Origin of the sequence: Rugamonas rivuli, assembly GCF_009380165.1 — a bacterium.
GTDB classification, from domain to species: domain Bacteria; phylum Pseudomonadota; class Gammaproteobacteria; order Burkholderiales; family Burkholderiaceae_D; genus Rugamonas; species Rugamonas rivuli.
In genome coordinates this window covers 971675-984949 of sequence record NZ_WHUF01000003.1, presented here as the reverse complement: position 1 = coordinate 984949, position 13275 = coordinate 971675, and the positions used below count along the sequence as shown (strand labels likewise).

Sequence of the window (13275 nt, the reverse complement as noted above, 5' to 3'; positions counted from 1 at the left end):
TCGTGTCACGTCGCGGTAACAAGGCATCACTACACTTCTGCGTTCTTATACATTCGACAGGAAGTGCCATGCCATCTTCACGCTTCAACAGCGCAATCGCCTTGTGCGGCGCCCTTGCCTTGACTGCTGCGGCGCCAGCGTCCGCGCTGAACATCCTGCTCTGCAACGATGACGGCATCACCGCCGCCAACCTGCGCGCGTTGAAATCGAAGCTGTCGGCAGCTGGGCATAGCGTGGCGGTGGCTGCACCTATCGACAATCAATCCGGCCGTGGCGGCTACATCGCCTTCCTCACACCGGTCAGCGCGCTGACCGGCAAGGAGCGCGGCGCGGTGGCCTTGGGGCTGGCCGCCGGCGCCCCAGGCGTAGGTGTGGACACCGGCGACGCCGATGTCTCCTACGTCAACGGCACGCCGGTGACGGCATGCCTGTATGGCGTGGACGTGCTGGCCAAGAAGAAGTGGGGCGCCGCGCCCGACCTGGTGATCTCCGGTCCCAACGAGGGCAACAACACCGGCGCGATCAACGCCAGCAGCGGCACCTTCAATAACCTGATCTACATGATCAACCGCGGCTTGCCGGCAATGGCCGTCAGCGATGCCGCCACGGCGCAGGTCAACTGGAGCGGCGCGCTGCCGGCGTCGCATCGTGCGTATGAAGTAGCGGGCATCGTCGTCAAGCTGGTCGACACGCTGATCGCCAACAAGGCCAAGGCCGGCGGCCTGCTGATGCCGGATGGCGTGGGTCTGAACGTCAACGTACCGGACTTCAGCGCCGGTGCCGGCGCGGCGCTGCCGTACCGCTTCACCCGCATCGGCAAGGCCAGCAGCTATGTGCCGGCGTTCTATGAAAAGCTGTCGGACAGTCCGCTGGCGGTGGCCTCGGGCGTCAACTTCCCCGTACCCGGCATCAGCCTGGCCACTGGCGGCACCACGCTGCCGAGCGGCGTGGTACTGCCCAAGGATACAGCCGCCACGTCGGAAGACAATGTGATCGCCGCGAAGACGGCGGTGACGATTTCTCCGGTCGAAGGCGTACCGCAAGCGCGCCGCGCGTTTGAAGATGCGATGAAGATCAAATTGAACGGGATCGCGCAATGAACAACACGATGAAGGCGGCCTTGCTGGCCGTGGTTGTCGGCCTCGCGGGATGCAATGGCTCGTCCAGCAACGAGCCGGCGCCGACCAGCAGCGTGCCGGTAATGGGCGAGGGCGCTTTGCAAGGCTATGCCAATGGCGATACAGTGTCCGGCGCCAGCATCTACACCAACAAGGACGGCAAGGGCTATGTGCTGCTGTCGGCCGACGGCGACAGCGCCGCCACCGTGATGCACGTGGTGGATGGCAGCAAGGGACGCCGCGTGCCGGTGTCCAGTGGCGGCATGGTGACGCTGGCCTACGACCGCACGCAGGCGCTGGTGCTGAATGCGCTGTCGCCCGCCAACGCGGCCGGTAACTACCAGGCACTCATCGGCGGCAAGCCTGCTCTGTTCACGGTGGCTGCCGACGGCGCCATCAGCGCGGGCGGCAGCGATTGCAAACTGTCCGGCAAGGTGGACTTCAGCGCCACCTACGGCGGCGCGGCCGCGTTGACCTTAACTGCCAGCGGTTGCGGCAGCGCCGCCGAAGGCAGCTACAAAGGCCTGGCGCTGGCATCCGCCGACACCGCACCCGCCGCGTTGCAGCTGGTTGGCGAGAACGGAAACGCGGTACTGGACGTGCTGGCCTATCGCTGACTTGGGGCTCAGTAAGCCGTTCTTCCCGGTACCGTCGCAGTGAGTTCCGTGCCCACGCCCGGCTTGCTTTCGATTGCGAGGCTGGCGCCGATGTTGTAGGCGCGCTCGCGCATGCCCACCATGCCCCAATGGCCGGGCCGGTGGCCTGCTGCGGCGACGGCGTCGTCCAGGCCCTTCCCGTTGTCGCGAATGCGCACGACGAAGGCGTTGGCGCTGTAGTCCAGTTCCAGCTCGATGCGGCTGGCGTCCGCGTAGCGCGAGGCGTTGAACAGCGCTTCGCGTGCGATGGCGTAGACCTCGTCGTGCACATGCGGGCGCAGTTGTCGCGGCACGCCGCTGACCTTCATGGCAAAGGCGTGCGAGCGGTGTTCAGCCAGCCCTTTTCCGAACTGCTCCAACGTGAGCTCCAGCGCATCCGGTGAGGCGGATGCGCGCAGGTCCATGATCTGGTCCCTTCCCTCCACCAGCAATTGCTCGGCGAGATTGAGCGTCTGGTCCAGGCGCGTGCGCTCCGTTGTGCCTTCCTTCAGATTCTGGCTATGCGCGTCGAACGACATCAGCAAAGCCTGCATGCTTTGCAGGAGCGTATCGTGCAGGGCGCGCGCGATGCGTGAACGCTCGGCAAGGCGAGCTTGCAAGCTTTCCTGCATGCGCTGCGTCAGGTAGCGTATCCGCAATGCGTAGGCGCTGTACAGCAGCAGTATCCCCAACGCCGCCAACAGCAGCTTGAACCAGCCGCTTTGGACGAAGGTCGGAGGAATGCCTATCTCCAGTGCGGCGCCTTTGGTATTCCAAAGATTGTCCTCGTTCGATGCGATGACTTCGAAGCGATAATTTCCCGGCGCCAGATTGGTGTAATACGCTTGCCGGCGGCCTGTCGCTTCCTGCCACGTGCGATCGAGGCCGACCAGCCGGTAGCGCACGCGCACCCGCTCGGGTATCGACAGGCTCAGTGCCGTGAAGTCGATCTGCAGATTCTGCGTTCCCGCAGGCAGGGCGAGTTCACGGTTCAATGGAGTAGGGTAGCGCATGCTATCGGAAGTCACGCTGATGATTTCCACCGGGGGTGCCAGCGGATTGCGCAGGATGTGGGCCGGATCGATGGTGCCGATGGTCGTCGATGTCGCGTACCACAGAACGCCGTCGCTTGAACGCATCAGCGAGGGGACGGGCCGCAGTTGCGGCGCGTGGCCCATCATGCCATCCTGCGCATCGAAGCGTTCGAATGCCACGGCGGTCTGCTCGTTGTTCAGCCACGCGTTGATATCGGCGGCGGCGATGTGATACAGGCCATCGGCGCCGTGCAGCCACAGGTCGCCGTTCGGCAGCCTGACGATGCCGGATACGCCTCGGAAGATTTCGTTGCGCTCACCGCGCAAGGTGGCGAAGCGGCCGTCGCGATAGAGCACGACGCCATTTTCTCCGCCTGCCCACATGGCCTGGCCGTCGCGGTACACCTGCATGATCGTGCCCAGTTGCAGACCGTCCTTCGGCCCCAGTGTGCGTGCCGTGGCGCCGTCGATGATGGTGATCTGGCTGCGCAGATGTGCCATCCACAAGTTCCCCTTGGCGTCGCGGGCCATGGAGGTGGTCAGCAGGTCGGTGAGCCCCTGCAATCCGCCGGATTTGGTCCACTGGCCATCAACGAGTTTGTACACGCCTTTGCCGGAGGAGAAGGAGGCCCACAAGGCGCCATCTCTATCCTGCTGCAGGGCGTGGACGCGCAGGCTTTTCAGTTCGGGTGGATAAGGGATCGACGTCACGGCGCCATCGCGGTCGCGCCGCTGAAGGGCTTCCGTCCCGCCCAGCCACAGGACGCCGTCCGGCGCGGTGTAGCTGGCCGTGATCGGCCCCAGGGCCTCGCGGCTGACGCGTCCTGCAAGGTTGTACTTCCAGACATCGCGTGCATAGTCGCCCACCCAGATATCGCCGGACGGCCCTGCCACCAGTGCGGGATATTCCAGTTGCGTCTCCACGGGCATGGTTCTCAGGCGATTCGGGCGCAGCCGGTCTATCCCGCCCGCCGTGCCTATCCAAAGATTGCCTTCCCTGTCCTGGAACCGCGTGCTGAGTATCGGGCCGCTGATGCCGTTTTCTTTCGACAGCCGTTGCTCTGGAAGGCTGGCCCCTGCGGGCGCCACTCTGCGTTCCATGCCATCGGTATGCATCATCCACATCGTTCCCTGGCGGTCGAAGAGCATGCCGTAGCCATCGAGTTCGGGCTTGAGGGACTCGCCTGCTGAAGGCTGCGTTGAACGCACCCTGTAGTAGCCATTTTTGAAATCGTTGCCCCATATCGTGCCGTCCGGCGCTTCGCACAGCCAGACCAGCGCGACATGCGGCCAGGCCTGGGTGAAGCGGGTTTCGCCTGGCTTGCGGAAGAAGGCGCCCGTGTTCGTCCCTACCCATGTGGTGCCGTCGCGGGCGAACAAGATCTGGAATACGCCCAGAGCCGGCAGCCCGGCTTCGGGGCCGAGGTATTGGAAGCGGCTGCCGCCGCGTGGCAGCACGGCCACGCCATCGCGCATCGCGACCCAGATCGCGCCATCGGGAGCGGCTTCGATATGCAGGGAGCCGACCGGATGCAGGCCGTCCTGCTCCGCATAAGTGTGAGCGCCATCCTTCCTGAACACGGACACGCCGCCGACGCGGTAGCCTACCCAGACCGCACCATCGGGCGCGGTGGTCAGACCCATGATGTTGCTGGACTCCAGAGGATAGCCGTGGATTTTGTCGGTGCGTTCGAAGCGCACGCCGTCGAACCGGTACATGCCGGTTGGCGTGGCGATCCATAGCCAGCCGTCGGGGCCTTGCGCGAACTTGGTGGCGCCAGTCGGCGCACCATCCCTTTCGGACCAGGCGGTATGGCTGTAGTCGATGAGCAGCGGGCTTGGTTCTGACGCGTGGGCGAATTGCGGCCCGGCGATCAGAAACAGAAGAAGCAATGCGTTGAGACAGCGTAAAATCAAGCGATGACCGCCGCAGTGACAGGCGAAACCAGTGTCCACCCTATCGCCTGATAGAGGGCGCGGCCCTGCTCAGTGGCGACCAGCACGCCCACGTTTGCCTTGTGGGCGATGGATGCGTTGGCGAGCGTCGCCATGATGACGCGGCCTAGCCCTTTTCGTTGATGCGCAGGTTCGGTGATGATCTGGTCGAACGTGGCAACGCCGTCGCTGTGGGCCACTCGCCCCCGCGCCGCCAGTTCGCCATCTGCATCCCTGAGCTCTGCGTCGGAGACAGCGTCGGATGTGGACATGGACAGCTGGTAGCCATCAGGCGCCACCGCTGCTGCGTTATCCAACGCCACCGCCATCAGGTACTCGGGCGCCTGGACTTGCCAGCTTTCGTGCAAAAGCGGCGCGACCTGCTCCGGGTGCGCGCACACTTTGAGCCAGGTTCCCGGCGTGTGCAGGCTGTCGGTCAGCGCACGCAGGACGTCTGCGTCGTAGTCGACCATGACATGTCGCTCCAGGCGCTCAGGAACGCCCAGGTCGATCTTGTAGCCGTAGGGTTGGCTGACGGGGGAGGCCTTGTCGCGCGTCAGCGTCCATCCCTTGGTCCATGCTGCCGCAGTTGGAGCCACATCGAATGTCTTGTTCAACGTCGTACTCTCCATGCTTAGCGGCCGGGTATCCAGTTCATCAGCCGGTCGTTCTGGGCCTGGTACTGCTTGCCCAGGCAGGCGTTGATGTCCGCAGCGGGGGCGCAGGTGGTGTCGCGCTCCTTCAGCCATTTGCGCTGGAAGTCGCGCAGCTCGTTTCGGGAGGCTATGCTGTCGTGGCCCTGGCGGATTTCCTTCAGCAGCTTGGCCAGCGCCAGATCCTGTTTGGCCAAAGCCGCATCGGCGCAGATGGTTTTTTCAACGCGCGTGACTGCCGCCTTGCAGTCATAGGATGGACCTTCGGCCGAAGGCTCGAAGTGCGCCGCCGGCTTGAATTGCGCGGCGTCGATGCTGGTGCTGGCGCCGCGGTTGTCGATGAATTCCACGCTGACCGGTGTGACGTCGTTGGCGCTCATCCAGTCGATCAATGCGCGGCGCGCAGGCGCCGGGATCTGTTTTGCGGACAGGCTGTTGGAGCCGAGGCGCAGCGCGCCGTCGAAGATGTCCGCGCCCAGGCCCTGGCCGGTCTGGGTGTCCATCCAGAAGAAGCCCTTTTCCGGGCAGGCGTGCGGCACGCAGGCCGATGCGCTGACGTAGCGCTTGTCGACCACAAACACCGGCTCCGGCGGGCCGCCCAGTCCCGCCAGCACGTCCCTGGCCAGCTTGCTGGGGACGCGCGTCTGGATCAGCTCTTTGGCGCGCTTGTCCCAGATGAAGGCGTTCGTCGATTTGCCCTCGTAGCTCAAAGGCCAGTCTATCGTGGCGGCGTGGGCCAGCGTGGATGCGCTCAAGGCCAGCAGGGCAATCAGTTTTTTCATTGGGCTTCCGTAAAGAGGCGTTTGAGTTTGCGGCCACCGGTGATCTCGAAGCCATGACGCTCATAGAACGCCAGGCTGCGGTCGTACTCGGGCAACGGCGGTGTGCAGACTTCCAGGCGGTTCCAGCGACGCTTGCGCGCCAGTTCGGCGGCGGCGTTCAGCAGTTGGCCGCCGACGCCGTTGGTGCGGAAGGGCGGGGCGACGAAGAACTCCTGCATGGTCGCCAGCGCGCCTTCCGCATACAGTGCGCGGCCTTCGGAGATGCCGACGAAGCCGATAGCCTCGCCTTCGGCAATCGCGATCAGCGCCAGGTACTTTTCCTCGCGCAGCAGGGCGTGGCACAAGCTGGCGGTTTTTTGCTGATCCAGGTTGAAGGTCTTTACACCAAGGCGCTGGGATATTTCTTCGGTCAGCGCAACGGCCATTGCGGCGATCGAGGCTGCATCTTCAGGCACGGCCAGGCGTATTCTCGTATCGGTCATTGCGTTGGTTCTTTAGTCGTAGGGTTGAACAGGATAGCAGTTTGCGATCCTTGAATACTCGCGCATTCTCACGGAGCGGGCCAAAAAAAAGGACGCCGTGGCGTCCCTTTCAAGGTCTGCCATATTTAGCCGGCCAGCTTGGCCTTCAGCAGCTCGGTCAGCTGCGCCGGGTTGGCTTTGCCGCGCGACGCTTTCATCGCCTGGCCGATCAGCGAGTTGAGCGCCGCTTCCTTGCCTGCGCGGTACTGCTCCACCGATTTCTCGTTGGCGGCGATGACGTCGTTGACGATCGCTTCCAGCGCGCCGGTGTCGGAGATCTGCTTCAGGCCCTTGGCGTCGATGATGGTGTCAACCAGGTTCTCGTCCGTGGATTTGGCTTCCCACATGCCGGCGAATACTTCTTTCGCGGCCTTGTTGGAGATGGTGCCGTCGGCGATGCGCTTCAGCATGGCGGCCAGCTGCACTGCCGATACCGGCGATTGATCCAGGTCCACGCCTTCGCGGTTCAGCGTCGACGACACGTCGCCCATCAGCCAGTTGGCTGCGGCCTTGGCGTTTTCCTTGCCGGCTTTTTCCACCACGGCGACGAAGTAGGTCGCCATTGCCTTGGATGCGGTCAGCACCAGCGAGTCATATTCCGGCAGTGCGTATTCGCTGACGAAGCGGGCGCGCATGGCGGCCGGCAGTTCCGGCATCGATGCCTTGACCTTCGAAATCCACTCTTCGGAAATCATCAGCGGCGGCAGGTCCGGGTCCGGGAAGTAGCGGTAGTCCTGCGCGTCTTCCTTGCTGCGCATTTCACGCGTCTCTTTGCGATCCGGGTCGTACAGGCGGGTAGCCTGAACAACCTTGCCGCCGTCTTCGATCAACTCGATCTGGCGGCGCACTTCGACGTGCACTGCCTCTTCGATGAAGCGGAACGAGTTCAAGTTCTTGATCTCGCAGCGGGTGCCGAATTCCTTCTGGCCTTTCGGACGCACGGAGACGTTGACGTCGCAGCGGAACGAGCCTTCCTGCATATTGCCGTCGCAGACGCCCAGCCACATCACCAGCGAGTGCAGGGCCTTGGCGTAGGCCACGGCTTCGGCGGCGCTGCGGATTTCCGGCTCGGAGACGATTTCCAGCAGCGGCGTGCCGGCGCGGTTCAAGTCGATGCCGCTCATGCCTGCGTAGTCTTCGTGCAGCGATTTGCCGGCGTCTTCTTCCAGGTGGGCGCGGGTCAGGTTGACGGTCTTGGTGACGAATTCGCCATCCTTCTCGTAGCCGAAGGTCAGCGCGCCGCCGATGACGACAGGGTCTTCGAACTGGCTGATCTGGTAGCCCTTGGGCAGGTCGGGATAGAAGTAGTTCTTGCGGGCGAAGATGGACGCCGGCGCGATCTTCGCGCCAACCGCCAGGCCGAAGCGGATCGCGCGGTCTACCGCCTGCTTGTTCATCACCGGCAGCACGCCTGGCAGCGCCAGGTCCACAGGGCTGGCTTGCGTGTTGGCGTCGGCGCCGAACTTGATCGGCGATCCGCTGAAAATTTTAGATTCGGTCGTGAGCTGCACGTGGTTCTCAAGACCGATGACGACTTCCCATTCCATATGATTCTCGCTGTATTTTTTAAGTTAGATGCCGGCGGGTGCGCGGGTGTGCCAGTCGGTCGCCAGCTGGTACTGGTGGGCGACGTTCAGCAGTTTCGCTTCGCCGAAATGCTTGCCGATGATCTGCAGGCCCACAGGGCGGTTCTTGGCGCCGAAGCCGACCGGGATCGACATGCCAGGCAAGCCGGCCAGGCTGGTGGACAGCGTGTAGATGTCGGCCAGGTAGGCGGCAACCGGGTCGTCGGACTTGTCGCCCAGGTCCCATGCCACGGTCGGCGCGACCGGTCCCATGATGACGTCGCAGACGGCGTTAGGGCCGTTCAGCACCGCTTCGAAATCCTGCGCGATCAGGCGGCGGATTTTTTGCGCCTTCAGGTAGTAGGCGTCGTAGTAGCCGTGGCACAGCACATAGGTGCCGACCATGATGCGGCGTTTTACTTCGGCGCCGAAGCCTTCGGCGCGGGTCTTGCGGTACATGTCGGACAGGTCTTTGTATTCCGAAGCGCGGTGGCCGTAGCGCACGCCGTCGAAACGCGACAGGTTGGACGATGCTTCGGCCGGCGCGATCATGTAGTAGGCCGGGATCGACAGCGCGGTGTTCGGCAGCGAGATGTCCACCAGCGTCGCGCCCATTTCGACGTACTTGGCCAGCGCTGCGCGCACGGCGTCTTCCACGTCCTTGGCCAGGCCTTCGCCGAAGTATTCCTTCGGCACGCCGATGCGCAGGCCTGCCAGCGGCTGGCCCAGTTCGCGGGTGTAGTCTTCGTCGATGCCGCCCATTTCAGGCGTCAGCGAGGTCGAATCGCGTTCGTCGAAGCCGGCCATGGCGTTGAGCAGCAGCGCGCAGTCTTCGGCGGTTTGCGCCATCGGGCCGCCCTGGTCCAGCGACGAGGCGAAGGCGATCATGCCGAAACGCGATACGCGGCCGTAGGTCGGCTTGATGCCGGTGATGCCGCAGAACGCTGCCGGCTGGCGGATCGAGCCGCCGGTGTCGGTGCCGGTGACGGCCGGCGCCAGGCGCGCGGCCACGGCGGCGGCGGAACCGCCGGAGGAGCCGCCAGGTACGGCGTTTTTATCCCACGGGTTTTTCACCGCGCCGAAGGCCGAGTTTTCATTGGCCGAGCCCATGGCGAATTCGTCGCAGTTCAATTTGCCCAGCGTGACCATGCCGGCCGCGCGGAATTTTTCCACCACGGTGGCGTCGAACGGGCTGACGTAGTTGGCCAGCATTTTCGAGCCGGCGGTCGAGCGCCAGTCGCGGGTGACGAAGATGTCCTTGTGGGCGATCGGCACGCCGGTCAGCGGGGTGGCGGTGCCGGCGGCGATGCGGGCGTCCGCTTCGGCCGCTTGCGCCAGGGTCAGCGCGCGGTCCACGTGCAGGAAGGCGTTCAGGTCGCTTTTTTCGATACGGTCGAGGAAATGCGTCGCCAGTTCGGTGGCGGTGATGGCTTTGCTTTGCAGCAGCGCGGACAGCTCTTTAATGGTTTTGGTGTGCATGGCGTTTCAATTCAGATTCGGAGTGGCCCGTCATTCCCGCGTAGGCGGGAATCCATGGAACGCTGGCCAGGTCGGCTCAGTATGGATTCCCGCTTGCGCGGGAATGACGGCTCGGCGGGCGCGTCGCTCTTATTCGATCACTTTCGGCACCAGGTACAGACCGTCCTGGGTCTTGGGCGCGACGGCCTGGTAGTCTTCGCGGCGATTGGCCTCGGTGGCCACGTCTTCGCGCAGGCGCAGGGCGATGTTATTCATGTGCGCCGCCAGCGGGTGGCTCAGCGGGGCGACGCCGTCGGTGTCGACCGCCTGCATCTGTTCGGCCAGCGCAAAAATGCCGTTCAACTGGTCCAGCGCGGTAGCGGTCTGCTGCTCGCTCATCTCAAGTTGTGCCAGTTTTGCAATGCGTGTTACGTCGGATATGGTCAGGGACATGGCGAATGGCGCGGGCGGGCCGCGCTAGGTTTAATTGTAATATTGATAAAAAACTGGAAATTCTGCCTTTTCGCTGGCAAAAGAGAACGAATACCGCTTAACTCGCGGACTCAGCCGATACACTTTTGGCGGGATTTTCGGCAAATCGCATTCAAATTATAAGGTAGAATGGCGGGTTGATGCGTTGCCGGCGCTGAATCATTGCAGCCGCCGCGTCACCACAGGATTTCTTTCTAACGGCTTACGCGCACACCAGTAGCGCCACAGGACACACATGTTTGGTTTTTTACGCAGGTATATTTCCACCGATCTGGCCATCGACTTGGGCACGGCCAACACTTTGATCTACGTTCGCGGCCAGGGCATCGTCCTGGATGAACCGTCGGTCGTCGCGATCCGCCAAGAGGGCGGCCCTAACGGCAAGAAGACGATCCAGGCAGTTGGTAAGGAAGCAAAACAGATGCTGGGCAAAGTGCCTGGCAACATCGAGGCGATCCGCCCGATGAAAGACGGCGTGATCGCCGACTTCACCGTCACCGAACAAATGCTGAAGCAGTTCATCCGCATGGTGCACGACTCCAAATTCTTCCGTCCTTCGCCGCGCATCATCATCTGCGTACCGTGCGGCTCGACCCAGGTTGAGCGCCGCGCGATCCGCGAATCGGCGCTGGGCGCCGGCGCTTCGCAGGTCTACCTGATCGAAGAGCCGATGGCTGCGGCGATCGGCGCCGGCCTGCCGGTGTCGGATGCAACCGGCTCGATGGTGGTCGACATCGGCGGCGGCACCACCGAGGTGGGCATCATCTCGCTGGGCGGCATGGTCTACAAAGGTTCGGTGCGCGTGGGCGGCGACAAGTTCGATGAAGCCATCGTCAACTACATCCGCCGCAACTACGGCATGCTGATCGGCGAACAGACCGCTGAAGCGATCAAGAAGGCCATCGGTTCGGCCTTCCCGGGTTCGGAAGTGAAGGAAATGGAAGTCAAGGGCCGCAACCTGTCCGAAGGCATCCCGCGCTCGTTCACGATTTCGTCCAACGAGATCCTGGAAGCGCTGACCGACCCACTGAACAACATCGTTTCGGCCGTGAAGAACGCGCTGGAACAGACGCCGCCGGAACTGGGCGCCGACATTGCGGAAAAAGGCATGATGCTGACGGGCGGCGGCGCGCTGCTGCGCGATCTGGATCGTCTGCTGATGGAAGAAACCGGCCTGCCGGTGCTGGTGGCGGAAGATCCGCTGACCTGCGTGGTGCGCGGCTCGGGCATGGCGCTGGAGCGGATGGACCAGCTGGGCTCGATCTTCTCCTACGAATGATCTGACAAGACGGGGCCGCGAAACAGCGGCCCCGATGCATTGGGATGAGTTGACAGTCTCGTTGGCGCGCGAGCGCCGGATTATTGGAAGTCATGGAATACAGTCCTCCGCCACTTTTCAAGCAAGGCGCCTCCGCCCGCGTCAAGATGACGGTGTTTGCGTGCATTTCGATTGCACTGCTGCTGGTCGATGCGCGCATGCGTACCTTGACCACCGTGCGCAAGGCGGCAGCCACGGTGCTGTATCCGCTGCAAATGGCAGCCTTGCTGCCTCGCGACGCCATCTACGGCGTCGGCGATTATTTCTCCACTCTGTCGTCGCTGGAAAAGCAGGTGCGCGAGCTCAAACGCCAGCAGATCGCCGGCGCGCTGGTGCTGCAACAGGCCCAGCTCCAGACGGCTGAAAACAACCAACTGCGCCGCCTGATGGCAGCGCGCGAGCATCTGCCGGTGAAGTCCATGCTGGCCGAGATTCTGTACGACGCGCGCGATGTCAACAGCCGCAAGGTGATCCTCGACCGCGGCACCCAGCAGGGTGTGGCGCTCGGCCTGCCGGTGATCGACAACCAGGGCGTGGTCGGCCAGGTCACGCGCGTGTTCCCCTTTACCTCCGAAGTGACGCTGCTGACCGATAAGGAGCAGGCCATTCCCGTGCAGCTGCTGCGCAACGGCTTGCGCAGCGTGGCCTATGGACGCGGCAAGTCCGGCGCGCTGGAGCTGCGCTTCACGGCGCCGAATGCGGATATCCAGGTCGGCGACATCGTCGTCACCTCGGGCCTGGACGGCGTCTACCCGGCCGGCCTGGCGGTGGCGCGCGTGAGCCAGGTGGAAAACAGCGCGGCCGGATCGTTCGGCGGCGTGGTGTGCCAGCCGCTGGCCGGCATCTCCAACAATACGCAGCTGCTGATTCTGATGTCGACGCCGGAGATGCCTCCGCGTCCGCCGGATGAAGAGGCGCGCGCGCTCAAGAAGCACAACAACAAGATGGCGCCGATCAAGGAGGCGCCGAAAGAGGGCGTCGAACCTGCTGCGCCTGCGGCCGCCGCGCCGGCCAACAACGCGCCGCCCGGTTTGATGCCGGTGATGCCTCCGCCTGCGCCAAAACCGGCGCCTGCCGCTGGCGCGCCTGCCGCAGCCGCGCCAGGTGCAGCACCTGCTGTGGCGCCGGCCGCCGCACCCGCTACAACCGCCGCAGCACCTGCCGCCGCAGCCGCGAACGGCCAGCCCGCACCCGCTGCCACCAAACCGAAGGAGCCGGCACGATGAATCGTCCACACTATATCCTGCTGCCGGTCAGCCCGCTGTTCATCGCCTTCAGCCTGTTCTGCGCTTTCCTACTGAACCTGCTCCCCTGGGGGAACTTCATCGGCGTGCCGGACTTCGTGGCGCTGGTGCTGGTGTTCTGGGGTGTGCACCAGCCGCGCAAGGTCGGCATCGGCACCGCCTTCTTCCTCGGCCTGCTGATGGACGTGCATGACTCCACGCTGCTGGGCGAGAATGCGCTGGCCTACACGCTGCTGTCCTACTTCGCCATCATGTTGCATCGCCGGGTGCTGTGGTTCCCGCTGCTGACGCAGGCGATGCACGTGTTCCCGCTGCTGCTGATGGCGCAGTCGGTGCAGCTGATCGTGCGCTTCTTCGTCTCCGGTAAATTCCCCGGCTGGTTCTACTTCGTCGAAAGCATCGTCGCCGTGGCCCTGTGGCCGCTGGCGACCTGGCTGCTGCTGGCGCCGCAGCGCCGCGCGGTGGACCGCGACCACACCCGCCCGATCTGACGCCCCGGCCGAGAAGTGACTGAGCACCG

General features: G+C 63.8%; 12 protein-coding genes. 5 read left to right on the top strand and 7 right to left on the bottom strand.

The window, feature by feature from the left end; translation table 11 throughout:
• Positions 1-68: 68 nt before the first annotated feature.
• Both GEV01_RS14840 and GEV01_RS14835 read left to right on the top strand, forming a co-directional pair.
• Positions 69-1100 (top strand): 5'/3'-nucleotidase SurE, encoded by a 1032-nt coding sequence (locus GEV01_RS14840; protein WP_152805499.1) that lies wholly within the window; start codon positions 69-71, stop codon positions 1098-1100.
• On the top strand, positions 1097-1735 hold the full coding sequence (locus GEV01_RS14835; RefSeq protein ID WP_152805496.1) for a hypothetical protein: 639 nt from the start codon (positions 1097-1099) through the stop codon (positions 1733-1735). Before GEV01_RS14840 ends, GEV01_RS14835 begins: the two co-directional genes overlap by 4 nt.
• Before the next feature lie 8 nt (positions 1736-1743).
• On the opposite strand, the gene GEV01_RS14830 is transcribed toward GEV01_RS14835, so the two are convergent.
• The 7 genes from GEV01_RS14830 to gatC all read right to left on the bottom strand — a co-directional run bounded on the left by GEV01_RS14830 (position 1744) and on the right by gatC (position 10154).
• Positions 1744-4680 carry a sensor histidine kinase gene (locus tag GEV01_RS14830; RefSeq protein ID WP_235914357.1) on the bottom strand — a complete coding sequence of 979 codons (2937 nt, stop codon included), beginning with the start codon at positions 4678-4680 and terminating at the stop codon, positions 1744-1746.
• A 20-nt stretch (positions 4681-4700) separates the two neighbouring features.
• Positions 4701-5339, bottom strand: a complete 639-nt coding sequence (locus tag GEV01_RS14825) for a GNAT family N-acetyltransferase (RefSeq protein WP_152805490.1) — start codon at positions 5337-5339, stop codon at positions 4701-4703.
• A gap of 17 nt (positions 5340-5356) precedes the next feature.
• Positions 5357-6157: a lysozyme inhibitor LprI family protein gene (locus GEV01_RS14820; RefSeq protein WP_152805487.1), complete on the bottom strand. Its 801-nt coding sequence runs from the start codon at positions 6155-6157 to the stop codon at positions 5357-5359.
• Positions 6154-6639 carry a GNAT family N-acetyltransferase gene (locus tag GEV01_RS14815; RefSeq protein ID WP_152805483.1) on the bottom strand — a complete coding sequence of 162 codons (486 nt, stop codon included), beginning with the start codon at positions 6637-6639 and terminating at the stop codon, positions 6154-6156. Before GEV01_RS14815 ends, GEV01_RS14820 begins: the two co-directional genes overlap by 4 nt.
• A 125-nt stretch (positions 6640-6764) precedes the next feature.
• Entirely contained in the window at positions 6765-8225 is a 1461-nt protein-coding gene (gene gatB / locus GEV01_RS14810) for an Asp-tRNA(Asn)/Glu-tRNA(Gln) amidotransferase subunit GatB (RefSeq protein ID WP_070271194.1), read from the bottom strand.
• Between the two features lie 24 nt (positions 8226-8249).
• On the bottom strand, positions 8250-9722 hold the full coding sequence (gatA, locus tag GEV01_RS14805) for an Asp-tRNA(Asn)/Glu-tRNA(Gln) amidotransferase subunit GatA (protein WP_152805480.1): 1473 nt from the start codon (positions 9720-9722) through the stop codon (positions 8250-8252).
• Between the two features lie 129 nt (positions 9723-9851).
• Complete coding sequence (gatC, locus tag GEV01_RS14800; protein WP_070358145.1) at positions 9852-10154, bottom strand: Asp-tRNA(Asn)/Glu-tRNA(Gln) amidotransferase subunit GatC; 303 nt, start codon at positions 10152-10154, stop codon at positions 9852-9854.
• A 274-nt stretch (positions 10155-10428) separates the two neighbouring features.
• On the opposite strand from gatC, the gene GEV01_RS14795 reads away from it, so the two are divergent.
• The 3 genes from GEV01_RS14795 to mreD all read left to right on the top strand — a co-directional run bounded on the left by GEV01_RS14795 (position 10429) and on the right by mreD (position 13246).
• Positions 10429-11472: a rod shape-determining protein gene (locus GEV01_RS14795; RefSeq protein ID WP_008445008.1), complete on the top strand. Its 1044-nt coding sequence runs from the start codon at positions 10429-10431 to the stop codon at positions 11470-11472.
• A gap of 92 nt (positions 11473-11564) precedes the next feature.
• On the top strand, positions 11565-12737 hold the full coding sequence (gene mreC / locus GEV01_RS14790) for a rod shape-determining protein MreC (RefSeq protein ID WP_152805476.1): 1173 nt from the start codon (positions 11565-11567) through the stop codon (positions 12735-12737).
• Positions 12734-13246 carry a rod shape-determining protein MreD gene (gene mreD / locus GEV01_RS14785; RefSeq protein WP_152805472.1) on the top strand — a complete coding sequence of 171 codons (513 nt, stop codon included), beginning with the start codon at positions 12734-12736 and terminating at the stop codon, positions 13244-13246. The genes mreC and mreD overlap by 4 nt, the downstream gene beginning before the upstream one ends.
• Positions 13247-13275 lie beyond the last annotated feature (29 nt).